Raw genomic sequence first — 24,888 nt, 5'->3', positions numbered from 1 at the left:
TCCCTACTGAACGCGGATGCGCGGATTGAGGAATGCATAGCCGACGTCGGAAATGAGCTGGGTGATCAGCACGATGAACACGGAGACCAGCGAACAGCCGAGCAGAAGATCGATGTCGTTGTTGCCGGCGGCCTCGACCAGCGTGTAGCCGAAGCCCTGGTAGCGGAACATCACCTCGACGATGACGACGCCGGTGAGCAGCCAGGGGAACTGCAGCATGATGACGGTGAACGGTGCGATCAAGGCGTTGCGCAGCGCGTGCTTGACCACGACGCTCTTGAAGGAAAGCCCCTTCAGGCGTGCCGTGCGGATATATTGCTGCGTCATCACCTCGACCATCGAGGCGCGTGTCATGCGTGCGATATAGCCGATGCCGTAGATCGCCAGCGTGATCACCGGCAGGGTGAAATTGTAAAAGGTGATGCCCTGGCTCGCGGACGCGGCCGACCCGTTCAGCCAGCCGAGCCACGAAGCGAAGATGACGGTGAAGATGACACCCGACACATATTCAGGCGTCGCTGTCGAGGCGATCGAGGCGATCGACAGCACGCGATCGGTGCGCGACCCCTCCCGCATGCCGGCAAGGATGCCAACCAGCAGCGACACCGGCACCATTACGCCCAGCACGCAGAGCATCAGAATGCCGGTAGCGCCCAGCGCAGGGAACAGCTTGGCCGCGACCGTGGTCTTGAACTTGGTCGAGCAGCCGAAATCGCCCTCGATCACGCCGGAGAATGTCGGCACGGCCGGGTCATTGCAGAAGGAGAAGCGCTGCGTGGTCTTTCCGGTCGCCGGATCCGTGATCGGCTGCTTGGGCACGATGCCGAGCCACTGGCCATAGCGAACGAAGAAATTCTGGCGATAGCCGTGATTGACCAGCCAGCTTTCGAGTTGCTCCGCCGATGTGTGCATTTCGGTCTGGCTGATCGCCAGCTTTTTCAGATTGGGTTCGAGATTGACGAGGAAGAAGACGACCAGCGTCAGGCACAGCATCGTGAGCAGTATCGTGCCGATGCGTCTGATGATGAATGAGAACATTGTGCCCCCCTGCCGGCCGGGTTGGGGTCAGATATGGTCAACCCTGTGACGAAAACCCTGTAGCGTCCCGCCGCCGCTGCATCCAATGCAACGGCGACGATCCTGCGAATATGAGGGGCAGGCGCCCCTCATATCATCAAGCAACGGTCACGCCTGATCGAGCCAGACCTTGCCGAAATCGTGCTCGTAGGTGGGGTGCATCGAGTGGTTCTTCACCTCGGGCTTGATGTTGATGTAGAGCTTGCGCCAGTAAGGCTGGATGATGATGCCGGAATCCTGCAGCATCTGCTCGATGTCCTTCATCACCACCTTGCGCTTCTCCGCATCGGCGATGCCGAGCGCCTCGTTGACCTTCTTGTCGAAGTCCGGATTGGCATAGGCCGTCTCGTTCCAGGCTTCGCCCGAGCGGTAGGCGATGGCGATGACCTGGATGCCAAGCGGACGCATGTTCCAGTTGGTCTCCGAGAATGGATACTTCGTCCAGTCGTTCCAGAAGGTCGAGCTCGGCAGCACGGTGCGCTTCACCTTGATGCCGGCCTCGCGCAGCTGGGCCGCGATCGCGTCCGTGGTGTTCTTGTGGTAGTCCTCGTCGTTGCTGATCAGCTCGTGTTCGAAATCGATCACGCCGGCTTCCGTCAGCATCTGCTTGGCCTTGGCGACGTCGCGCTTGATCTTCGGCAGTTCGACATATTCCGGATGGATCGGCGCGACATGGTGGTTTTCGGCCGGCGTGCCGGCATTGCCGTAACCGAGCTGCAGGACCACCGAATTGTCGACGGCCAGGCACATCGCCTGACGCACCTTCTGGTCGCCATAAGGCTTGGCGTTGACGTTGAAGCGCGACACCACGGTAGCCGCGGTCACCACTTCCGAAGGCGGCGCGCCGACGTCCGCGATGATCTTGACGTAGTCGGCGGTCGTTTCGTGGTTGGTCTGCACTTCGCCCGATTCGAAGGCCGAAACGGTCGCGGCCGGATCGGTGCCGTAGTCGATGAACTCGACGCCGTCGAGGAAGGCTTCGCCTTGCCACCACTTGCCGGTCGTGCGGCGCTTGTAGACCACCTTCTGGCCGACATCATAGGAGACGAGCTCGAACGGACCAGTGCCGATCGGGCAGTTCTTGAAGTTGGCGCCCTTCTCGTCGAAGCTCTTGTGGACGACGAGGCCGGGATAGTCGCACAGGTTCGGGATGATGGCGATGTCGGGCTTCGACAGCTTCAGTTTGACGGTCATGTCGTCGACCTTGACGATCGACCCTTCGCGCAACTTCTTGGTCTTTTCGTCGACGAGGCTGCCGAGACGTCCAGGCATCGAGTTGCCTTCGGCTGATTTGTCGGCCCAGCGGGTGAAATTGTAGATCACGTCATCGGCGGTGAACTTGTCGCCATTGTTCCATTCGACGCCAGGCCGCACATGCAGCGTGTACTCGGTGGCGTCGTCGTTGATGTCCCAGCTTGCCAGCAGATATGGAGCGAATGTGTACTCCTTGGTGTATTTCACCAGCGGCTCGAGCGCCTGGCGCTCGGCGTTGGAAATCTCGGACCAGTCGGCGGTACGCGGATCCTTGGGATCCTTGACCGACATCGCCACTTTCAGCACGCCGCCCTTCTTGCCCTGGACGTCCTCGGCCTTGGCCGGAGTCGGAGCGGCAAGGCCGAGCAGGCCGTAGGCCATAGCGGTAGAGGCACCGAAGACGCTGGCGAGCGCGAGGAATTCGCGGCGATCGACTTTGCCCGACTTGGCTTCTTCGGCCATCGCCAGGATGTGATCCGGAACGCTGTCGCCGTTGCTCTTATAGATTGTCATGACTAACTCCCATTGTTGGCTTTCCGCCGATTAACATTCCGCATCCGGGCCATGATGTCAAAGACGGCATGGATTGGGAACATGTTAGCGAATGTGCAACTTTGGAAGGGGGGCAGTTCGCGTGATAGCGACAGTCTTGGCGCAAAATTGCTAGTGCGCCCAGATTTCGCCAAAATCTCTTCGGGCAATTAAATTGAGACATTCGCACTGGTTACGACAGCGCCAGTTGCGGCCAGGATGAAGGCCAGGCCCTCAATATTCCTTCTCGTAGAAGATGCCGCCCTTGGCTTCGCCGGCGTCCGTCGCCTCGCCGCGCAATTTGACGCCGCGCCCGACATTGAGATCGATGGTCGCCTTGCCGGAACCCGGCTTGTCGCCCTTCTGGATGGTCACATAGGTGCGGTCGTTCAGGTACTTGCCGGCCGAGACCGCCGTGCCGCCCTTATCATCGGTGGTCACGTCGAGGTCGTCGACGCCGATGGCGCTGCGCAGGTTTTCCAGAAGCGACGTCGAACCGCCGACGCCGGCCAATTGTCCGGCGGCCTCGGCCAGCTGCGCGATCTGCAGCGGCGACAGGTTCGACATCGACCGCCCGAAGATCAACTGCGCCAGCACCTCGTCCTCCGGCAGCGCCGGCACCGAACTGAAGGTGAATTTGGGATTGGTCGCCTCGCCCGACACCACGATGGTGACGGTCGCGCCGGTCGTCGTCGTCGTCGCCGTCAGATTGAGGTAAGGCACCAGCGAACCCGAGAACCCGACCGTGCCTTCGGTGAAGGTCAGCCGCTTGCCAAGGATCGACAGCCGGCCGCGCTGCAAGGTGAAGGTGCCGACGGCTTGCGGCGACGAGGCCGGGCCGGTTAGCTTGAGCGAGCCACCGAATTCGGCGTCGACACCCCGGCCCTGGATGAAGATCTGGTTCGGCGCGTTGACCGTGACGTCGAGTGCAAGGCCGCTGCCACCGCTCTTGCCGCTGGTCGTGGCCGGGCGCAGCGCCTTGTCCTGCGCCCTGACCGGACCCGGCGCATTCTTGTGCTTGACGTCGAGCGCCGAGAGTGAGCCCGGCAATTTGTCCGGGACCGTGATGACGGTCTTGGCCAGGTTGACGGTGCCGGCAATCGCCGGTGCCGAAGTCAGCGGCCCCTTGATCGTCAGGTCGCCGCCAAGGTTGGCGGTCACCACGCGACCGTCCGTATAACGACCGTCCGTGAGCTTGATCGACAGGTCGGCCGGGAACCCTTGCGCCGGATTGATGCCGACCGTGCCACTGGCCGAAAGGCTGCCGCGCGTCGACAGTGTACCGGTCAGCCGGTTGATCCTGGCGACGTCGTTGCCGATCGAGACATCGAGGGCGATGTCGTTGACTGCGAGACCCGAATTGGCATCGACCAAGCGTGCGCCGGACGCCCTCACCGTACCACCGATGACAGGCGATTTCGCCGGACCGCGCACCTGGACATTGACGTTGGCGTTGCCGGTCAGCGACAAGCCCTGCGCGGCAAGTTTCTCGCTGAGAAGGCCGAATGGCACCGCACCGTTGAAGTCGAGCGCCAGCGCCGGAGTGCCCACCGTCGTCACCGTGCCGCCGCCCTTGAGCCCAAGGCCGGCCCCGTCGCTGATATTGGCGTTGAAGGCCAGCTTGTTGCCGGCAAAGGTGCCGGACGAAGAAACGCTCACCGCGCCGACGCCCGCGCCACGGGTCTGCGATGTCTGCACGCCGGCCGCGTCTATGTTGAAGGCAACCGCGGGGCTCGCCGGTGCGCCCGTCACCTTCACCGTGCCGGAAATGGAACCCGCGGCATCGAGCCCGGGCGAAAAACTGTTGGCGAGCGACATCGGCACGCGCGCCAGCACCGCATTGATGTCGAGCGCCTGCCCGACCTTGCCGGTCACCGTCGCGGTGCCGCCGCCAAGGTTGAGCACCAGCCTGTCCAACGTCGTCGTGCCATTGGCGATGCTGACGGTCGAGGCCTGGGCGATGGCCGCCTTGATGCCCTGGACGGTCGCCTGGCCTGAAGCAAGCTCGATGGTGGTCGTCCCGTTGGCTACCTTCACCCGGCCTGCCGCCTGCGCCGGAATGCCCTTGACCGTCGCTCCACCGGAAAAGCCGGTCCAGTCGCCATCGCGCTTCAAATCGACATTGATGCCGCTGATCACCGTACCGCCCGAGGTGACGGTGTCGGCGCGGATCTTGCCTGAAATCACGGGAGCGGCGAGATAATTGGCGATCAGCGCATCGACCGAGACGGCCTTCGCCTGCAGGTCGCCGCGTATGATCGAGTCGGTCGTCGCCTTGATGGCGACCTGCGGCGCCGCGCCATTCCTGGAGAAGGCGATCGTGCCGCGAACGTCGCCTTCGGCCTTTTCCAGTGCCAGCGCGGCAAGCGGCCCGATGTCGGGAAGGTCGAGCGAAATGGTGCCTTCAGGCACGAACTTGTCGTCCAGCGCCAGATCGCCCGAGATCCGGTTCTTGCCCAGCGACAGCAGCAGGCCATTGACGGCGCTCCTGCCGTTCGCCGTTGCCAGCACGGCACTCCCCTGCAGCGCCTGCCCGGCGACATTGCCGGTGAGTTGGACATTGGCCGCCGGATTGGCGGCATCGGCCTTGCCGGTAGCCGTGAGCTTCAATCCGGTGATCTCGCGCGATGCAACCGAGAGCCTGTCGCTGTTGACGGTAAGCGACAGGTCGGGCGCCATGGCCGGCCCTTGCGCGCTCAGCGCGAAGGCGATGGCGCCCGTGGCATCCTTCGACAATGGCGAGATGTCGCTCAGCGTCCCCCTGATATCGGCGGTTATCTTGTTGTCGGCAAGGCTTGCCTGTCCGTCGGCGCTTAGCGCGCCGGAAGCCAGCTTCAATCCACCGATGTGGAGATTGCCGTTGGGTTCGCGCTTCAGCGTGGCGCTTATGTGGGCGCGGTCGCCAAGCATGCCGCGTGCCGCCGCCGGCAAGGCCGACGATGGCGCATCCGCCTTCAGGTTGAGATCGAGGGCACCGTCACGCAGCGATACTTGGCCGGCCACCTGGCTGCTCAGCGCATCGCTTTTCAGCGAGCCGCTGTCGATAGCCACAGTGTCGGCGCTCAGCCGGGCGCTGAGCGCGGCCGTGACCTTGCCGGCGATAAGCGGCGCGATCGTTGGATTGTCGAGCCCAACCTTGTCCACCGATACCGTTCCGGAAACCGGCCCGGCGCGATTCCGGAGATCGAATGCGTCCGAGTGCAGTGCCAGGGTCAGTCCGTCCACCTTCGCCGGGCTGGTAACGACCGAGGGCAGGATCACGGAAAGGTCCAGTCGGGCATACGTGCTTTCGCCCGCGATTTTAGCCGATACTGATCGGACCTCGATCTTGACGGGGCTCTCGGCGCTGCCGACGGTCAGCGGCAGGCTGGGGCCCGACGAGGTCAGATCGATGGCAAAATCGCTCGCCCCATTCGGATTGATGGTGCCTGTCGCCTGCCCGGAGACCTTGTCGCCGGACAGGGTTGCATGGTCGAGGGCGACGCCGCCGGCGATCGTGTAGCTGCCGGCCGCATCGACGGCGAGCGGTCCGAGCCCTGCCTGGCGGGTCTGGCTGGTCTCGGCACCGGCCAGTTTCGCGTTGAACCGGATATCGGGAGTTGCCGGCGCTCCGCTCACTTCAGCGATACCGTCAAGCGTTCCCGTGGCATCCAGGCCAGGCGAAAACGCATTGGCAAGGGCGGCGGGCAAGGCGGAGACCTGCGCCGCCAGATCGAGCGTCTCGCCGGCGCTGCCCGACAGCGCCACCTTGCCGCCGCCAATATCGAGCGCCAGCTTCTCGATCTTGGCCGCACCGTCGGCGATGGTCAGAGCCGAAGGTTCGGCGACCGCCGCCTTGATGCCGCGAACGGTGGCCTCGCCCGAGGCGATCTCGACGCTGGTCGTGCCCTCGGCGATCTTCACCCGGCCGGCAGCGGTTGCAGGAATGCCCGCTATGGTCGCGCCACCAGTGAAATCGGTCCAGTCGCCGTCGCGCTTGAGGTCGACGCCGATGCCGCTGATTTCCGTGCTTCCCGAAGTGACCGCATCGGCCTTGATGGTGCCCGAGATCGCCGGCGCCTTGAGATAATTGGCGACCAGCGCATTGATGGCGATCGCTTTGGCCGTCACCTCGCCACGCGCGACCGACGTGCTTTTGGCATCGATGGCAATGGACGGTGCATCGCCGTCCTTGGCGAACAGGATGGTGCCGTTGATGTCGCCGGTCACCGCCTGGCCGGCGAGCGCGGCCAACTGGTCGATGGCAGGTGCGGCGAGCGTCAGCGTGCCCAGGGGCATGAACTTGTCGTCGAGCGCCAGGTCGCCTGAGACCTTGTTGTCGCCCAGCGACACCAGGAAGCCATTGATCGAACGCTTGCCCTCGCTGGTCACCAGGGCCGCCTTGATGTCGAGCGGCTGGTCGTTGACGGCGCCGGTCAGCGAGACGTTGGCGGAAGGGTTCGTTATGTCGGCCTTGCCGCTCGCGCTCAGCTTGATGGCCTTCACCGTGCGGCCCGAAGCGGTCAGGCTCTCGCTGTTGGCGCTAACGGTGAAATCCGGCGCGGTCATCGCGCCGCTTGCCGACAGCGCGAAATCGACCCCGCCGGCAACCGGCACGCCGACCGTCGGCGACAACACCGAAACGTCGCCCAATTTGCCCTTGATGTCGGCCTGGATGTCAGTGCCTTGCATGCTGGCCGTACCGCTGGCGCTGAGCGATCCTGAAGTGAGTTCGATGGAATTCGCGGCGAAAGATCCCTGCGGATCGCGCGATGCCGTGGCCGAGAACTTCACCCGCCCGCCGAGTACCGAGGCGATCTGCTGGGGAAACGCGGTCGCCACGGCATCGGCATTCATTTTGAGCTGCATCGACATGTCGGCGAGCGCCACTGTCGCCGTCAGCGAGGCATTGACCGCATCGGAGCGCAGCGTACCCTGATCGATGGCAATAACGGCGTCCTTGCTGATCGAACCGGCCAGATCGACATTGACCTTGCCGGTGATCAGCGGCGCCAACGTCGCGACGTCGGTGTTCAGGCCGCCCGCCTCCAGCTTGACGGCAACCGGGCCGGCGCGGTTCTGGATATCGAAACCATCGGAATGGATTTGCGCCGCCAGATCGTCCAGCCGCGTGCCGCCGGCGACGATCGAAACGAAGGAGGCGCCGATGTCGACGATCGGCGCCTTGCCGTCGCCGAAGGCGCGCGCGGTGGCGTTCTTGATCGCGAGCGTGATCGGCTGCGCCTTGCTGCCGACGCTGATCACCACGGGCGGGCCCTTGGCGGCGAGTTCGACCGACAGGTCGCTGGCGCCGGCAGGATCGGCAATGCCGGACGCGGTGCCGTGCACCGCATCGCTCTCGATGCTGGCCCGGTCGATGCTGATGCCGCCCACCGACGTGGCGGTGCCCGCGACATCGAAGCTGGTCTTGCCGGCAAACAACGGCTTCAGGTTTTCCGGAAGGAAGCGGGCAAAATCGCCGTCGCCCTTTGCCTCGACATGATTGCCCTTGTCGGTGAGCTGGTGACGGCCGGTGAGCTGGGTGACGATCCGATGGTCGACGAGGAAGGTGCCGACACCGCTCCAGTTGGCAAGCGGCCCACTGCCCGAAACCACGATATCTACTGGTGGCGCATCCGGCAGCTTGAGCAGGTTGGCAATGATGCCGCCGGCCGGCTCCGACGCCTTGAGGTCGAGGTCCAGCTTGTTATCGGCGGGTGCGAAATGGATCTTGGCGTCGACATTGCCCTGTTTGCCGTCGTGACGGGTGACATTGAGCACCGTCTGGACCGCCAGTGGCGCGGCATCGGCCTTGAGCATTCCCTTGGCCGCGAGCTCGGCGATGCCGCTGCCGGCCAGTTGCTGGCCAAGCGCGATTTCCGGCAGCTCGATCTGCTTAATGTCGATGGAGACCGGCAGCGTCGTCGTGCCGCTCTGCGCGGGCGGCTGCGTACCGGCCACCGGCAGGCGTGCCAGTTCGACGCGATCGGCGGCGATGCGATCGGCGCTGAAGCTTTTGGACAGAAGTGCCGTCGGCGACCAGTCGACGGCCACCTTGCGCGCCACCAGCCAGGCGCCCTCACGGTCCTCAAGCACGACATGGTCGACGCTGAGATTACCCGACCAGATGCCGTTGATGCCGCTGACGGTGACCTTGCGGTCGGCGCTTGAAGCCAGCCGCGAAATGATGCCGGCGAGGTTGTCGCGCCCGCGCTCGGTCTTGGTCAGCACGACCAGCGCGCCGATCGCACCCGCGACCACGATCAGCAGCGTGTAAAGGACAATGCGAAGGATGCGCCAGACCGTTTTCATCGTCAGAACGCCTGTCCGATGCCGGCATAGATGCCGAAATGCGGATCACCTGGGTCGCGGTTGAGCGGCACGGCCGCGTCGATGCGCAGCGGCCCGAACGGCGTGACGTAGCGCAGGCCGACACCGGCGCCGACCTTGACGTCGGAGAAGTTGGGAACCGACTTGGTCGACACGGTGCCGGCATCGACGAACGGCACGATGCCGATCGTGTCGGTGACCGCGATGCGCATCTCGACCGAAGTCTCGAAGAAGGACAGGCCGCCGATCGGCTGGCCGGTGAAGTCCTTCGGGCCGATGCCCTGATAGGCATAGCCGCGCACCGAACCGCCGCCGCCGGAATAAAAACGCCGGTCGGCCGGGACGTTCTGCAGCCCGGTACCGACGATCGAGCCTACCGCGACACGTTCGGCCAGCACGAACTTCGAGGCCGTGTCCAGCGATTGATAGGCCGACCCTTCGCCCTTCAGCTTGAGGAAGGCCGCACCGCTCAAAATGTCGTAGCTCGGCTCGGCATAGGCCAGCAAACGGAAGCCGGTGGTCGGATTGAGCCGGTTGTCTCTGTTGTCATAGACATACTGCAGCGGAATGCTGGCGATCAGGTATTTGTGCTTGCCGAAGGCGTCGTGAATGCGCGAATAATCGAGCGCGACCTCGGCCGACACGGTCTGCTTCTTGTCGAGTTCATAAGACAGGCCGGTGCTGCCCTTGACCGAGAAATGGTCGTAGGCGTCGGGATGTTCCAGCACCGTCTTGACGCTGGCGAAAAACTTCGACGCCGGCCCGATGACGCCGGGTTTCTCGAACATGACGCCGGCGTTGTAGTTCAGTTCGGACAGATTGTTGCTGCCGATGCCGCTGATGGCACCGTCGATGCGCAGCTTTTCGGCACGGCCAAACAGGTTGCGATGGCCCCAGTAGCCCTCCAGGCCAAGCCCCTCGGTGTTCGAGAATGTGCCGCCCAGCCCGAAATAACGCGGCTTGCGCTCGCTGACCTGAACGCCGATCGGGATGTTGCCGTCGGCATCGAGCTTGTCGGCTTCCTTGAAGGTGACACTGTTGAACACCTCGAGCGCCAGCAGCCTGTCGCGCGCGTCGCTGATTTCCTGCGGCGAGTACTGCTTGCCGCGCTTCAGCCCAGTCATGTATTCGGTGAAGTCGCGGTCGACCTTCTCGGTGCCTTCCACCGTGGTCGCGCCATAGCCGGCTACCGGCCCGGCCGCGACCGTCAGCGTCACGTCGAGCGTCGATGTGGCGTGGTCGGCGACGATCTGCCGGCCGGTCACCTTGGCCAGCGGCCTGCCCTGCTCCTTCAGCGTCCGCACGATCAGCGCCTCGGCCTTGAGCACAGCGCCCGATCCGGCGTCGCCGCCTGCTATCAGCCCATAATCGGCGCTCATCAGCCCCGCCGCGTCGCCTTCCAGCCTGATGTTGCCGAGCGTGAATTTGGGGCCGGCCGAGATGGTGATCGCCACCGGAATGGGCTGTGGCCCCTTGAATTCGGCGTCCGGCGGCAATTCGTCGAGCGGCTTGCCGTCGATGGTGACGGTGACGACGCCTTCATAACGGGCATCGGCATAAAGGGCGGCGACCAGCTGTTCACGGTCGCTGCGTGCCTTGGCCATCAGCCCGAGCGAGCCCGAAACCGGCCGGTCCTCGTCGCCTTTCAACGCCGAGGCGTTTTCGAGCTTCTTGACCAGGTCCTTGTCGGCATCGGGCGCGGAGATGGTCACCGCATAGCGCAGGGGATCGACAATGTCGGCGTCCTCGTCGCTGGACGATCCCCACAGCTTGATGCCGAAAAGCTCGAACGCGGCCGCGGGCCTCGATTCGCAAAGCAGCGCCATCGAGCACATCATGGCCAAAAGCAGGGCGCGCGGAAGCACGCGCCCTGGCGCGATCCCTCCTGACATCTGCTCTTCATACGCCGGCATTAAGACAACCTAGTTCGTAAAACTAAAATTGGAATGAAGTTCTGAAGCGCTCGTAAAGGGGCCACAATCCAATTGTCTGAAATAGGACGGGCTTGGAATTCACACCTTCTGCGTTTCCGCAAGAAAGCGTGATCCCCTTTCCCATGGAGGTTACTGTCCGCATACCGGTCCTTGGCCGGAAAATAAACCGTTGGCAGGCGGCACCTGCCGCGTTCGCGCGTTGACAAGCCCGACTGAAGCTTGATCATGCCCGGACGTCTGCAATTGTCTGGAGGGTGTAATGGCAATGCGCGCGGCTCGTGGTCTGTCGATTCTCGTCCTTTTTTTCCTTGCCTGGGGTAGCGTCGCGCAAGCGGCCGAGGCCCGGCGGATCGCGACGACGGACAATTCCGATTATTTCGGCTTCGATCTCCGGTCCGACCAGAACGTCACGCTCGACCAGTGCAAGACGACATGCCTCGGCGATCCGGCCTGCCGCGCCTTCACCTACAACACCAAGGCAAAATGGTGCTTTCTCAAATCCGACTATAACCAGTTGAAATCCTTCACCGGCGCGGTCGCCGGCAAGGTCGTCAACATGGACGGCGATCCCGACATCGGCGCGCCGCCGGAACTCGCCTTCTTTCCCAACTGGATGGCCGACCAGGCCCAGCAATACCGCAACAAGGTGCTCGGCCCGGCCTTCGACAAGCCGACAGAGGGCATGGCGGCGCTGACCAATGCCGCCGAACAGGCCGTGTTGACCGGCGACCATCGCTCCGCCATGCAGAAATACGAGGCCGCGGTCTCGGTCATGCCTGACGATGGCCAGCTCTGGCTCAAGCTGGCGCGCGAAACGCTGGCCGTGCAGCCTGCCGCCAACACCTCCGAAGCCTCGACTTTGCCGGCAAACGGCACGTCGGCCGCCTTCAACGCCTATAAGCTGCTGCGCACCACCAAGACGCGCGCCGAAGTGCTGGCGCTGCTCGGCAACGGTCTCGACAAGCGCGATCTCTACCGGCCGGCGCTGCAGGCCTATGAGGCCAGCCTTGCGCTGGAAAGCTCGCCCGCGGTCCAGGCCGACTATGCCGATCTGAAAGCCCGCAAAGGATTCCGCGTTGTCGATCACAGCATCGATGCCGACACCAGCGCGCCGCGCATCTGCGCGCAATTCTCCGAGGAACTGGTCAAGACCGGCGTCGACTACGCGCAGTTCGTCACCGTCGACAACGCGCCGCCCAAGGGCGTCGAGGCCAAGGACAAGCAGATCTGCGTCGAGGGCCTGGAGCATGGCCAGCATTACGACGTCACCTTCCGCGCCGGCCTGCCGGCGGCGATCGGCGAAGTGACCGCCGCCCCCGTGGTGCTGTCGATCTACGTACAGGACCGCGCGCCGTCCGCCCGCTTCACCGGCGACAGCTTCGTGCTGCCGGCCGGCGCGCGCCGCGGCATCCCGGTCGTCACCGTCAACATGAACGCCGCCGAAATGAAGCTCTACCGCATCGGCGACCGTTCGCTGGCGCAGCTTCTGTCGGGCTACCAGTTCCTGCACCAGCTCGACGGCTATGACATCTCCAACATTTCCGAGCAGATGGGCGCACCGGTCTGGCAGGGCCAACTCGACATCGGCAACGACCTTAACAAGGAAGTCACCACCTCCTTCCCGGTCGACGAAGCGCTGCCGCAGCGCAAGCCCGGCGTCTATGTGCTGACCGCGCAGCCCGTCAACGACAAGAGCGACGACTACGGTTCGCTGGCCACGCAGTGGTTCGTCGTTTCCGACATCGGCCTGTCGACCTATACCGGCCAGGACGGGCTCAATGTCTTTGCCCGTTCGCTGGGCAGCGCCAAGCCGATTGCCGGCGCCGAACTGACGCTGGTTGCCAGGAACAACGAGGTTCTCGGCACCGCGACGTCGGATGCCGACGGCCACGCCGTCTTCAACCCCGGCCTGACGCGCGGTGACGGCGGCATGGTGCCGGCCGTGCTGATGGCCAAGCAGGGCGGTAATGATTTCGTCTTCCTCGACATGGCCAAGGCCGGCTTCGACCTGTCCGACCGTGGCGTCACCGGACGCGCGGCACCAGGCGCGCTCGACGTCTATGCCTGGACCGAGCGCGGCATCTACCGCGCCGGCGAGGACGTCCATGTCGCCGCCCTTGCCCGCGATGGTGCGAGCAAGGCGGTCGAGAACCTGCCGCTGACCTTCATCTTCTCGCGCCCCGATGGCGTCGAGGACCGCCGCATCGTCAGTGACGGCGCCTCGGCCGGCGGCCATGCCGTCGACCTGCCGCTCGAACCCAACGCCATGCGCGGCACATGGTCGGTGTCGATCCACACCGATCCCAAGCAGCCGGCGGTGGCCAGCCAGATGTTCCTGGTCGAGGACTTCGTGCCGGATCGCATCGAATTCGACATGAAAGCCGACAAGCAGGAGATTGCGCGGGGCGAAACCGCCAACATCGACATCGACGGCCGCTTCCTCTATGGCGCGCCGGCGGCGGGCCTTGCGCTGGAAGGGGAGTTGACGCTGTCGACCTCTCGTGACTGGGACCGCTTTCCCAACTTTTCCTTCGGCCTCGCCGACGAGCAGTCGGCGGAGCCGACGGTCACGCCGCTCACCGACCTCCCGGTGGTCGGCGATGACGGCAAGGCGACCTTCCCTGTTACCGTCGACCAGTTGCCCTCGACCACCAAGCTGGTCGACGGCAAGGTGACGGTGCGCATGCGCGAAACCGGCGGCCGCGCCATCGAGCGCTCGCTCAACATCGGCATCCGCCCGCAAGGCCATATGATCGGCATCCGATCGGACTTCGCCGATGGTGAAGTGCCGCAGGGCGGCACCGCCAAGTTCAGCCTGATCGCCGTCGATCCCAACGGCAAGCGCGAGGCGCTGAAAGGCGCGCGGTGGACACTGGTCAAGGTCGAACGCAATTACCAGTGGTACCGCTCCAACAACTCCTGGAACTACGAGCCGGTCTCCTTCACCAAGTCGATTTCCAACGGCCAGGTCGACCTCGGCGCCGACGGCGACGCCACCGTCTCCGTGCCGGTCGATTGGGGCCAGTACCGGCTCGAGGTCGAGACATCCGATCCTGAGGGGCCGGCGACCAGCTACGAGTTCGACGCCGGCTGGTATGTCGCCTCGACGACCACCGAAACGCCTGATGGCCTGGAGATCGCGCTCGACAAGGACAATTACGCCGCGGGCGAAGTGGCGAAGCTGAAAATCTCGCCGCATTTTGCCGGCGAACTTCTGATCAACATCGGTTCCGACAAGCTGTTGAAGACCATAACGGCGACCGTACCGGCAGGCGGCAGCACCGTCGATATCCCCGTCGGTGACGATTGGGGTGCCGGCGCCTATGTCACGGCAACCCTGTTCCGGCCGGGCGATGCGCAGGAAACGCGCATGCCGGCCCGCGCCATCGGCGTGAAGTGGCTGACGGTCGATCCGGGCGCCAAGAAGCTCGCCATCACGCTGACGCCGCCCGACAAGACCGTGCCGCGCCAGCAGCTGTCGATCCCGGTTTCCGTGGCCGGCGTGCAGCCGGGCACGAACGCCTATGTCATGGTTGCCGCCGTCGATGTCGGCATCCTCAATTTGACCAACTACAAGGCGCCGGATCCGGAGAACTGGTTCTTCGGCCAGCGCATGCTCGGCATGGAGATCCGCGACATCTACGGCCGCCTGATCGATGGCTCGCTGGGCACCACCGGCAAGCTCCGGACCGGCGGCGACGGCGCCAACATGCAGGCGCAGGGCAGCCCGCCCACCGAAAAGCTGGTCGCCTTCTTCTCCGGCATCGTCCAGCTCGATGCCGACGGCAAGGCGCGGATCGACTTCGATATCCCGCCGTTCAATGGCACCGTGCGCGTCATGGCCGTCGCCTGGACCAAGGAAGCGGTCGGCCATGCCCAGGCGGACGTGATCGTGCGCGATCCCATAGTGATTACCGCCGGCCTGCCGCGCTTCCTGGCGCCTGGCGACAATGCCGTCATGCGCCTCGACGTGGCCGACACCGACGGCCCGGCCGGCGACTACGCGCTGTCGATCGATACGACGGGCGACCTGTCGATCGGCGACAAGTCCCTGCCCCAGAAGCTGACGCTCGCCCAGGGCAAGCGCCAGACGCTAACCGTGCCGCTGATCGCCAGGACGGCGGGCAATGCCTCGCTCACCATCAAGCTGGCGCACGCCGACGGCACCAAGGTCGAGCAGACGCTCTATGTGCCGGTGCGCCCGGCGCAATTGCCGGTCACCACGCGCCTTGTGGTCGACCTCAAGGGCAATGGCGGCGCGCTGCGCGTCGACAAGGAACTCTTGGCGGCCAGCCTGCTCGACGGCGCTTCGGTCAGTGTCGGCGTTTCGCAGGCGGCAGCCTTCGACGTGCCCTCGCTGCTGATGACACTTGATCGCTACCCCTATGGCTGCGCCGAGCAGACCACCAGCCGCGCCATGCCGCTTCTCTACGTCAACGAGATGGCATCCGGCGTCGGCATGGAAAGCGACCCTGACCTGCACGGCCGCGTCCAGGACGCAATCTACAAGGTCCTGAGCTACCAGTCCTCGAGCGGCAGCTTCGGCCTGTGGGGCCCGGGCTCCGGCGACCCGTGGCTCGACGCCTATGTCAGCGAATTCCTGACCAGGGCGCGGGAGCAGAAATACGACGTGCCGGCTCTGGCGATGAACCAGGCCCTCAACAACCTGCAGAACTCGCTCGGCTACGACCAGAGCGTACAGGACCGCGGCAGCGAGATCGCCTACGCCCTCTATGTGCTCGCCCGCAACAAGAAGGCCTCGATCGGCGATCTGCGCTATTACGCCGACACCCAGCTCGAAGCCTTCTCGAGCCCGATGGCCGTTGCCCAATTGGCGGCGAGCCTGGCGCTCTACGGCGACACGCAGCGTTCAGAGGCGACGTTCAAGACCGCGCTGCAGCTCGCCAAGTCGAGCACGGAGTACGACTGGTACCGCTCCGACTACGGTTCGGCGTTGCGTGACGGCGCGGCGATGCTGTCGCTGGCGGCGGAATCGAAGCCGGTATCGACCATCGTGCCCGAGCTGATCAAACTGGTGACCAGGGAACGCGCCGAAGCCCGCTGGACCAGCACCCAGGACGATTCCTGGATGCTGCTGGCGGCGCGCGCGCTGAAGGAGGGCAACGACTCCATCGCGCTCACCGTCAATGGCGCGCCGCATTCCGGCGGCTATTCCAACCAGGTCAACGGCTCCGAGCTTATCGACAGCCCGCTCGAAATCGCCAACACCGGCAAGACCCCGCTGCAGGCCGTCGTCACCACCGTGGCGTCGCCGATCCAGCCCTTGCCGGCCGGCGGTGACGGCTTCACCATCAGCCGCACTTACTACAAGCTCGACGGCACCGAAGCCAATGTGACCGAGGCAACCCAGAATGAACGCTATGTCGTCGTGCTCAAGGTCACCGAGCAGAACAGCTGGCCGTCGCGCCTGCTGGTCACCGACCTGTTGCCGGCCGGCTTCGAGATCGACAATCCAGGCCTGGTCTCCAGCGCCCAGTTGACGAACTTCTCCTGGCTGGCACAGACCGACGCCGCGCATCTGGAATTCCGCGACGATCGCTTCGTCGCGGCATTCAACCCGGCCGATGGCGACCACGACCACAATCTGACGCTTGCCTATGTCGTGCGCGCCGTGACGCCGGGGACCTATGCCCATCCGGCGGCAACGGTGGAGGACATGTACCGTCCGCAATATTCGGCCCGTACAGCTACCGGCATGATGGAGATCAAGGCACCGTAAGGTGCCTTGGCGGAAATGAACGTGAGGTTCGCGCCGCCCCTCATTGCCCTGCCGGGCATTTCTCCCCGTATAGAGACGGGGAGAAAGAAGCCTGCACCAAAGCTTTCGCCAGCTTTAAACGTCGCAGGAAAGGCGCCAATGCATGCCACAGCTCCCTTCTCCCCGTCACTAAACGGGGAGAAGGTGGCGGCAGCCGGATGAGGGGCGGCGCCATGCTTTCCAAGAAACTCCTCCGTCGCGCTGCCATCGCAGTTGCCTCCTTTGCCGCCTTCTTCACGATTGCCGCCGCCGCCCTCTGGCAACTCGACCGCGCCTTCCCGCCCCCGCTTCCTGAAAGGCTCACCGTCTCCACGGAAGTCCAGGACCGCGACGGCCAGCTGTTGCGCGCCTTTGCCACACCGGACGGCTACTGGCGGCTGGAAACCCGGCTCGACCAGGTCGACAAGCAGTTCGTCGACATGCTGGTCACCTATGAGGACAAGCGCTTCTGGGACCATGAGGGGGTCGACGTGCTGGCGCTGGCGCGCGCCGCCGGCCAGTTCGCGACCAGCGGCCACATCGTCTCCGGCGGCTCGACCCTGTCGATGCAGCTCGCCCGCCTGATCGAGCCGCGCGAGAGCCGCAGCCTCGGCTCCAAGCTCAAGCAGATGCTGCGGGCCATCCAGATCGAGCGGCGGTTGTCGAAGCGCGAGATCCTCGAACGCTATCTCACAGTGGCGCCGTATGGCGGCAATCTGGAGGGCGTGCGTGCCGCTTCGCTCGCCTATTTCGGCAAGGAGCCAAAGCGGCTCACCGTTTCCGAAGCCGCGCTTCTGGTGGCCCTCCCGCAATTGCCGGAAAAGCGCCGTCCTGACCGCAACCTGCAGATCGCCCACGCAGCTCGCGACCGTGTGCTCACCCGCATGGTCTCATCAGGCCTGATCGGCGAACGCGAGGCCGCACGCGCGGCGCTTGACGATGTGTTGAGCCTGCGCCGCCGCTTGCCGGCGCTCGCCGCGCATGCCTCTTACGCCATGCTGCCCAAGGCCGTCCCCGGCCAGCCGCTTAAGCTGACGATCCGCAAAAGCGTCCAGCAGGGACTGGAAGAGGTGGCCCGCGACGCCGCCACCAGGCTCGGGCCGCGTCTGTCGGTCGCCATGGTGCTGGCCGATGCCCGCACCGGCGACATTCTGGGCGAAGTCGGCTCGGCCAATTTCTTCGATTCCAGCCGTTCCGGCTGGATCGACATGACCAAGGTCGTGCGCTCGCCCGGCTCGACGCTGAAGCCGTTCATCTATGGCCTCGCCTTCGAACAGGGACTGGTGGCACAGGAGACACTGATCGAGGACAGCCCGGTCGATTTCAGCGGCTACAGGCCCAAGAATTTCGACATGGGCTATCAGGGCGATGTCTCGATCCGCCAGGCGCTGCAATTGTCGCTCAACGTGCCGGCCATCCGGGTGCTCGACGCGGTCGGTCCGGCGCGGCTGACGGCGCGCTTCCGCCAGGCGGGCGTCAACCCGATCCTGCCGGTCAATGAGGCGCCGGGGCTGGCCATCGGGCTTGGTGGCGTCGGCGTCACGCTGCGCGACCTCGTCCAGCTCTATACCGGGCTCGCCAATGGCGGCAAGACGCACTCGCTGCGCGACGGCACCGAACCGGCCAATGCCGTGAGTTCGACCACCACCATCCTCAGCGACCAGGCCAATTGGCAGATCATCGACATCCTCTCCGGAGTAAAACCGCCGGAAGGTGCCTTGCAGCGCGGCATTGCCTACAAGACCGGAACCTCCTACGGCTACCGCGACGCCTGGTCGGTGGGCTTCGATGGCCGCTATGTGCTGGGCGTCTGGGTCGGCAGGCCCGATGCCGGCGCGGTGCCGGGCCTCTCCGGCTATGTCTCGGCCGCCCCGATCCTGTTCGAAGGCTTTGTCCGCTCGGGCCTCGCCACCGTACCGCTGCCAGGCAAACCGCGCGGTGCCTTCACACCCAAGCGCGAGGACCTGCCTGTGACGCTTGCCCGCTTCGGCGCCGGCGCGGATGGCCTGGTGCAGGCGACGCCGACCGAACCGGCGCCGAGCATCATCTTCCCGCCGGACGGCGCCCGCGTCGATCTCTCCACCAACTCGGCCGACGCCTCGCCGCTGGTGCTGAAATTGCAAGGCGGCCGCGCCCCGTTCCGCTGGCTGGCCAATGGCAAGCCCCTCATCGGCCTCGACCGCCGCCGCACCGCGACCTGGCTGCCCGACGGCGCGGGCTATTCGACGCTGACCGTCATCGACGCCGCAGGACGGGCTGCCAGTGTGAAGGTCTTCGTCCAGTGAAAGCGATCCTTGAATAGAATGCGCCAGGCGATTCAGCGCATTGGCTTTTGTGCGCTGATGATTGCCGGCTCGGCCCTGCCGGCGCCTGCCGATCCCCTCCCCGCGGGTTTCGTTCGCCTCGCCGATGTCGCGCCATCGATCCGCCAGGACATTCGCTACGCCAACGCCGACAACTTTCTGCACCGCAAGGTGAATGGCTATGACGCGCCGGTCTGCATTTTGACCCGGGAGGCCGCCGAGGCACTTTCCAGAGTCCAGCGGGCGATCGCCACCAGAGGCCTGACGCTGGTCGTCTTCGACTGCTATCGCCCTGCCCGCGCCGTTGCCGACATGGGCGAATGGACGGCCGCGGGTGGACCGCCGGACCCGCAATGGTATCCGACGGTCAAGCGTGGCGATCTCATCGCCAAGGGCTATGTCGGCGAACTGTCCAGTCATTCGCGCGGCTCGACCGTCGATGTTGCCATCGCGCCTGTCGACAGTACGCCCGTGCCGAAACCGGCCTGCGGCGCGATCGATGCCGACACCCTCGATTTCGGCACCGGCTTCGATTGTTTCGACCCGATGAGCGAGACCGCGCGTCGCCCGCTCGGCGCCAAAGCCGCGGCAAACCGAAAGCTGCTCGTCGATGCCATGCGTGCTGGCGGGTTCAAGAACTACGCGCGCGAATGGTGGCATTTTGCGCTGGCCCGGGAGCCATTTCAAAAGCAGCGCTTCGATTTCCCGGTGACCGTCGAGTAACCTGCCCAACCAGCCTTGCCCAACCAGCCTTGCCCGGCAACCGCGCATGCCTAGATAGGCCGGATGGTGGGCCGACTCCGGCGCGGAGCGACCGCGAGCAAAATAGTTCTCACAACAGCGACAGATCGCCGAACATTTTCTTCAGAAGGACAAAAAAGGCAACATTCAATGCATCTTATTTCTATCAATTAGGTAGATTTGGCGCGGGTTCAACGGAGGCAGAAATGACCAAACCTCATTTCAGGAAACTGCTCGGCGCACTGGTCGCCACATCTATCCAGTTCGGCACGCTCGGTTTCGCGTTTGCCGACACCACCATTCTCAATGTGTCCTACGATCCGACGCGCGAGCTCTACAAGGCCTATGACGAGGCCTTCGCCGCGCATTGGAAGGCGGAGACCGGCGAGACGGTGACCATCCAGCAGTCGCATGGCGGATCGGGTGCCCAGGCCCGCGCGGTGATCGATGGCCTCGACGCCGATGTGGTGACGCTGGCGCTCGAAGGCGATATCAACGCCATCGTCTCGAAGTCAAAGAAGATCAATCCAGACTGGCGCACCAAATTCGAAAACAATTCGGCGCCCTACACCTCGACGATCATCTTCCTTGTCCGCAAGGGCAATCCCAAGGGCATCCACGACTGGAACGACCTCGTCAAGGACGGTGTCCAGGTGATCACGCCCAACCCCAAAACCTCGGGCGGCGCACGCTGGAACTATCTCGCGGCCTGGGCCTATGCCAACGCCAATGATGGCGGCGATGAAGCCAAGACCAAGGACTTCGTCGGCAAGCTCTACGCCAATGCTCCCGTGCTCGACACCGGCGCGCGCGGCTCGACCGTGACCTTCGCGCAAAAAGGCCTGGGTGACGTGCTGATCGCCTGGGAAAACGACGCCTATCTGGCGCTCGACGAGTTCGGCGCCGACAATTTCGACATCGTTTATCCGCCGACCTCCATCCTGGCCGAGCCACCGGTGGCCGTGGTCGACGCCAATGTCGACGCCAAGGGCACACGCAAGGTGGCCGAGGCCTATCTGAGCTACCTCTATTCCAAGGAAGGCCAGACCATCATCGCCAAGAACCATTATAGGCCGTCCAAGCCCGAACTGGTTCCGCCCGAGGATCTCGCCAAGCTGCCGCCGATCAAGCTGATCACCATCGACGATCCGCTTTTCGGCGGCTGGAAGAAAGCGCAGCCTTATCATTTCGGCGACGGTGGTATATTCGACCAGATCTACAAGCCGGCCCAGTGAGCTAAACCTAGATCGGGACGACATGACCACAGCACCCGCGCGGGCGGGGTGGCGGTTCAGACAGCCGAGCGTCATTCCGGGTTTCGGATTGACGCTCGGCTTCTCGCTTGCCTACCTCACCCTCATCATCCTCATCCCCCTATCCGGGCTGATCTGGCGTTCGGCCGCTCTCGGCTGGGTCGATTTCTGGGCCATCGCCACCGATCGCCGCACGATCAACGCCCTTCGAATCAGCTTCGGCACGGCGTTCATCGCGGCTGTCGTCAATGTCGTCTTCGGCACGCTCGTCGCCTGGGTGCTGGTGCGCTACCGTTTTCCCGGCCGCCGCATCGTCGACGCCATGGTCGACCTGCCCTTCGCGCTGCCGACGGCGGTGGCCGGCATCGCGCTGACCACGCTCTACGCGCCGAATGGCTGGATCGGCAAATTGCTGATGCCGCTCGGCATCAAGGTCGCCTACACGCCGCTCGGCATCGTCATTGCGCTGATCTTCATCGGCCTGCCCTTCGTCGTGCGAACCGTGCAGCCGATCATGGAAGAGATCGACAAGGAAGTGGAGGAAGCCGCCGCCACCCTCGGCGCCAGCCGCTTCCAGATCATCACCCGCGTGCTCTTTCCCGGCCTGGCGCCGGCCATCATCACGGGCTTCTCGCTGGCCTTCGCGCGCGGCGTCGGCGAATACGGCTCGGTCATCTTCATCGCCGGCAACCTGCCCTACAAATCCGAGATCGCGCCGCTTCTGATCGTCATCCGGCTCGAGGAATACAATTACCCGGCGGCGACCGCGATCGCCGCGATCATGCTGGCGCTGTCGTTCATCATGCTGTTGATCGTCAATCTGGTGCAGACATGGAGCCGCAAGCGCTATGGCTGATCCCGAGATCAAATCATACGAACCGTATCATGAGAGCCGCTCGGCGGCGGTGACCGAGAGCCGGCCGGCACGCGCCGTGCTGATGGCCATCGTCTTCGTCTTTCTCGCCGTCTTCCTGCTGCTGCCGCTGATCATCGTTTTCAAGGAAGCTTTCGCCAAAGGCGTTGGCACCTACCTGCAATCGCTAAGCGATGCCGACACGCGTTCGGCGATCCGCCTGACCTTGCTGGTGGCCGTGATCTCGGTCCCGCTCAACATCGTCTTCGGCATCTCGGCCGCCTGGGCGATCGCCAAGTTCGAGTTCAAGGGCAAGGCCTTCCTGACCACGCTGATCGACCTGCCCTTCTCGGTCTCGCCGGTCATTTCGGGTCTGGTCTACGTGCTTCTCTTCGGTGCTCAAGGGTTGCTCGGCGAGTGGCTGAAGGCACATGGCATCCAGATCCTGTTCGCCGTGCCGGGCATTGTGCTGGCCACCGTCTTTGTCACCTTCCCCTTCGTCGCCCGCGAACTTATTCCGCTCATGCAGGAACAGGGCAATGGCGACGAGGAGGCGGCGCTGTCGCTTGGCGCCAATGGCTGGCAGGCCTTCTGGTACGTGACCTTGCCTAACGTCAAATGGGGCCTGCTCTACGGCGTCCTTTTGTGCAATGCGCGCGCCATGGGCGAGTTCGGCGCGGTTTCGGTGGTGTCGGGCCACATACGCGGCCTGACCAACACCATGCCGCTGCATGTCGAAATCCTCTACAACGAGTACAACGCCGTCGGCGCCTTTGCCGTTGCTTCCTTGCTTGCCGGGCTGGCGCTCGTCACGCTGGTCTTGAAAACACTGCTCGAGATGCGCTACGGCGCCGAACTCGCCGCGACGCGCGGACATTAGAAGGTTCATTGCATGGAAGTTCGCGTTGCCAACGTGCGCAAGGAGTTCGAGCGGTTTCCGGCGCTCCACGATGTCTCGCTCGACATCAAGTCGGGCGAACTGATCGCGCTGCTCGGACCGTCCGGCTCCGGCAAGACGACGCTGCTCAGGCTGATCGCCGGACTGGAGCGCCCGACGCGTGGGAAAATCTTCTTTGGTGACGAGGACGCTTCGCAGAAATCGATCCAGGAGCGCAACGTAGGCTTCGTCTTCCAGCACTACGCGCTGTTCCGCCACATGACGGTGGCCGACAATATCGGCTTCGGCCTCAAGGTGCGGCACGGGCCGACGCGGCCGTCGACCCCCGAAATCCGCCGCCGCGCCTCCGAGCTTCTCGATCTTGTCCAGCTTTCAGGGCTGGAGAAGCGCTATCCGGCGCAGCTTTCGGGCGGCCAGCGCCAGCGTGTGGCGCTCGCCCGCGCCATGGCCATCGAACCCAAGGTGCTGCTGCTCGACGAGCCGTTCGGCGCGCTCGATGCGCAGGTGCGCCGGGAACTGCGTCGCTGGCTGCGCGAAATCCATGACCGCACCGGCCACACCACCGTCTTCGTGACCCACGACCAGGAAGAGGCTTTGGAGCTTGCCGACCGCGTCGTGGTGATGAGCCAGGGGCGCATCGAACAGGTCGGCACCGCCGACGACATCTACGACACGCCGAACTCGCCTTTCGTCTACGGCTTCATCGGTGAATCCAGCTCCCTTCCCGTCAAGGTCGAGAATGGCGAGATCTGGCTGGCCGACCGTCCGATCGGATTGTCGGCGCCGCATGCGCCCGAGGGCGACGCGATGCTCTACTTCCGGCCGCATGACGTCGAACTGCTGGACGGCTGCAGCGGCTGCATCGCCGGCACCGTGGCCGCCAGCCGCCGCGTCGCCGGCACAAGGCGCGTCGAGCTCGAGATCGGCGGCGAACGCCAGCGGGTCGAGATCGAACTGCCGGTCGATCATCCGGCGGCGCAGAAGAGCCGCGTGGCGTTCCGGCCGGGGCGCTGGAAGCTGTTTCCGGCTGCGTAGCGATAGGACCGCCGTCAATCCCTATCCCGGTCGAGGGCGGCCGCCTACCCTTTCACCAGGCCTTTCAACGACAGCACCAATGTCATGGGATTTTTCGGGGAAGCCGCAAAGCCATGGCGCTCATAAAAGGCTTTCGCTTCGTCCGATATCGCATGAACAAAAATTCCGCGTATCCCGAGGATCGTCGCGGCTTGACCGGCGCGCAGGACGGCATCTTGCAGAAGCGCTGCACCCAGTCCCTTCCCTTGCCAGCCTGTGCCCACCGCGAGACGCCCGAGCACGACCATTGGAATGGGATCCGGCATGTTGCGCCGAACAATGCCGGGCGCTTCCGCTAGGTCAAGCCCGCCCGAAGACAGGCAGTAGTAGCCGACAACGCGTATGCCTTCCGCGACCACATAAGTACGAGATGCGCCACTGACCTGGTTGGCCCGTGCGCGGCGGCGAAGCCATTGGTCGAGACTTTCCGTTCCGCTTTGGAAAAGTTCGAGATCGTGGTTCTCGGCCAGCGGCGTGGGCGCCGACAGCATCAGTCCTGCCATGGCTTGGGCACGTTCATAAGACGCGCAAAACCTTCCCCGCCTGGCGGTTCATCGAGGATGTCGAGATAGTGCCGGTAACTCTGGGCATCTACCTTGATCAGTGTTTGGTCGAGCAGCGTATCCTCGGCCGCGCGGTAGGCGGCATCGATCATGAAATCGGAACGGGTTTTCCCGCGTAGCTTCGCGGCGCGGTCAATCAGTATGCGCATATCCTCGCGAATGCGCAGATTGACAGGCTTAGCGTGAGTTTCGGCTGCGGCTTTCGCCATGGAGGGCTCCTTTCCTTCACCATAACATGCCGCATACACAATGTGTATCTATTTGTCCTTTCCATTGGGAAAAGGTTGACGTGAACCGAGCTCCAATATGATGCCGCTCAAAAGAAAAACCTAGGATCAGC

13 protein-coding genes are annotated in these 24,888 nt (G+C 64.2%); 7 read left to right on the top strand and 6 right to left on the bottom strand.

Features of this window, described 5'->3' with window-relative positions:
- Nucleotides 1–3: 3 nt before the first annotated feature.
- The 4 genes from FJ543_RS00265 to FJ543_RS00250 form a co-directional block, all read right to left on the bottom strand.
- Nucleotides 4–1,038: an ABC transporter permease gene (locus FJ543_RS00265; protein WP_140873273.1), complete on the bottom strand. Its 1,035-nt coding sequence runs from the start codon at nt 1,036–1,038 to the stop codon at nt 4–6.
- A gap of 147 nt (nt 1,039–1,185) precedes the next feature.
- Complete coding sequence (locus FJ543_RS00260) at nt 1,186–2,844, bottom strand: ABC transporter substrate-binding protein (protein WP_015317134.1); 1,659 nt, start codon at nt 2,842–2,844, stop codon at nt 1,186–1,188.
- 252 nt (nt 2,845–3,096) lie between these two features.
- On the bottom strand, nt 3,097–9,153 hold the full coding sequence (locus tag FJ543_RS00255; RefSeq protein WP_140873271.1) for a translocation/assembly module TamB domain-containing protein: 6,057 nt from the start codon (nt 9,151–9,153) through the stop codon (nt 3,097–3,099).
- Nucleotides 9,154–9,155: 2 nt separating this feature from the next.
- Nucleotides 9,156–11,084, bottom strand: coding sequence for an autotransporter assembly complex family protein (locus FJ543_RS00250; RefSeq protein ID WP_140873269.1), 1,929 nt, complete (start codon nt 11,082–11,084; stop codon nt 9,156–9,158).
- A 280-nt stretch (nt 11,085–11,364) separates the two neighbouring features.
- On the opposite strand from FJ543_RS00250, the gene FJ543_RS00245 reads away from it, so the two are divergent.
- The 7 genes from FJ543_RS00245 (at nt 11,365) to FJ543_RS00210 (ending at nt 23,946) form a co-directional block, all read left to right on the top strand.
- The gene (locus FJ543_RS00245; protein ID WP_140873267.1) at nt 11,365–16,845 is read left to right on the top strand and encodes an alpha-2-macroglobulin family protein; all 5,481 of its coding nucleotides are present in this window, start codon (nt 11,365–11,367) and stop codon (nt 16,843–16,845) included.
- A gap of 212 nt (nt 16,846–17,057) precedes the next feature.
- A complete protein-coding gene (pbpC, locus tag FJ543_RS00235; protein WP_224623434.1) occupies nt 17,058–19,148 on the top strand; it encodes a penicillin-binding protein 1C in 2,091 nt (696 codons plus the stop codon).
- An 18-nt stretch (nt 19,149–19,166) separates the two neighbouring features.
- On the top strand, nt 19,167–19,889 hold the full coding sequence (locus tag FJ543_RS00230) for a M15 family metallopeptidase (protein ID WP_140873263.1): 723 nt from the start codon (nt 19,167–19,169) through the stop codon (nt 19,887–19,889).
- A gap of 224 nt (nt 19,890–20,113) precedes the next feature.
- Nucleotides 20,114–21,142, top strand: coding sequence for a sulfate ABC transporter substrate-binding protein (locus FJ543_RS00225; protein WP_015317128.1), 1,029 nt, complete (start codon nt 20,114–20,116; stop codon nt 21,140–21,142).
- Between the two features lie 22 nt (nt 21,143–21,164).
- Nucleotides 21,165–22,016 carry a sulfate ABC transporter permease subunit CysT gene (gene cysT / locus FJ543_RS00220; protein WP_015317127.1) on the top strand — a complete coding sequence of 284 codons (852 nt, stop codon included), beginning with the start codon at nt 21,165–21,167 and terminating at the stop codon, nt 22,014–22,016.
- A complete protein-coding gene (gene cysW / locus FJ543_RS00215) occupies nt 22,009–22,893 on the top strand; it encodes a sulfate ABC transporter permease subunit CysW (RefSeq protein WP_140873261.1) in 885 nt (294 codons plus the stop codon). The genes cysT and cysW overlap by 8 nt, the downstream gene beginning before the upstream one ends.
- Before the next feature lie 12 nt (nt 22,894–22,905).
- Complete coding sequence (locus FJ543_RS00210; RefSeq protein WP_015317125.1) at nt 22,906–23,946, top strand: sulfate/molybdate ABC transporter ATP-binding protein; 1,041 nt, start codon at nt 22,906–22,908, stop codon at nt 23,944–23,946.
- A 44-nt stretch (nt 23,947–23,990) separates the two neighbouring features.
- Here the strand turns inward: FJ543_RS00210 and FJ543_RS00205 are convergent, their stop codons facing one another.
- Complete coding sequence (locus FJ543_RS00205; protein ID WP_140874409.1) at nt 23,991–24,476, bottom strand: GNAT family N-acetyltransferase; 486 nt, start codon at nt 24,474–24,476, stop codon at nt 23,991–23,993.
- On the bottom strand, nt 24,476–24,757 hold the full coding sequence (locus FJ543_RS00200) for a DUF1778 domain-containing protein (protein WP_140873259.1): 282 nt from the start codon (nt 24,755–24,757) through the stop codon (nt 24,476–24,478). The genes FJ543_RS00205 and FJ543_RS00200 overlap by 1 nt, the downstream gene beginning before the upstream one ends.
- Between the last annotated feature and the right edge of the window lie 131 nt (nt 24,758–24,888).

Source organism: Mesorhizobium sp. B2-5-7 (genome assembly GCF_006440875.1).
Classification (GTDB): Bacteria; Pseudomonadota; Alphaproteobacteria; order Rhizobiales; family Rhizobiaceae; genus Mesorhizobium; species Mesorhizobium australicum.
The sequence above is the reverse complement of the archived record's forward strand: the minus strand, read 5'-3'. Positions and strand labels throughout refer to the sequence as shown.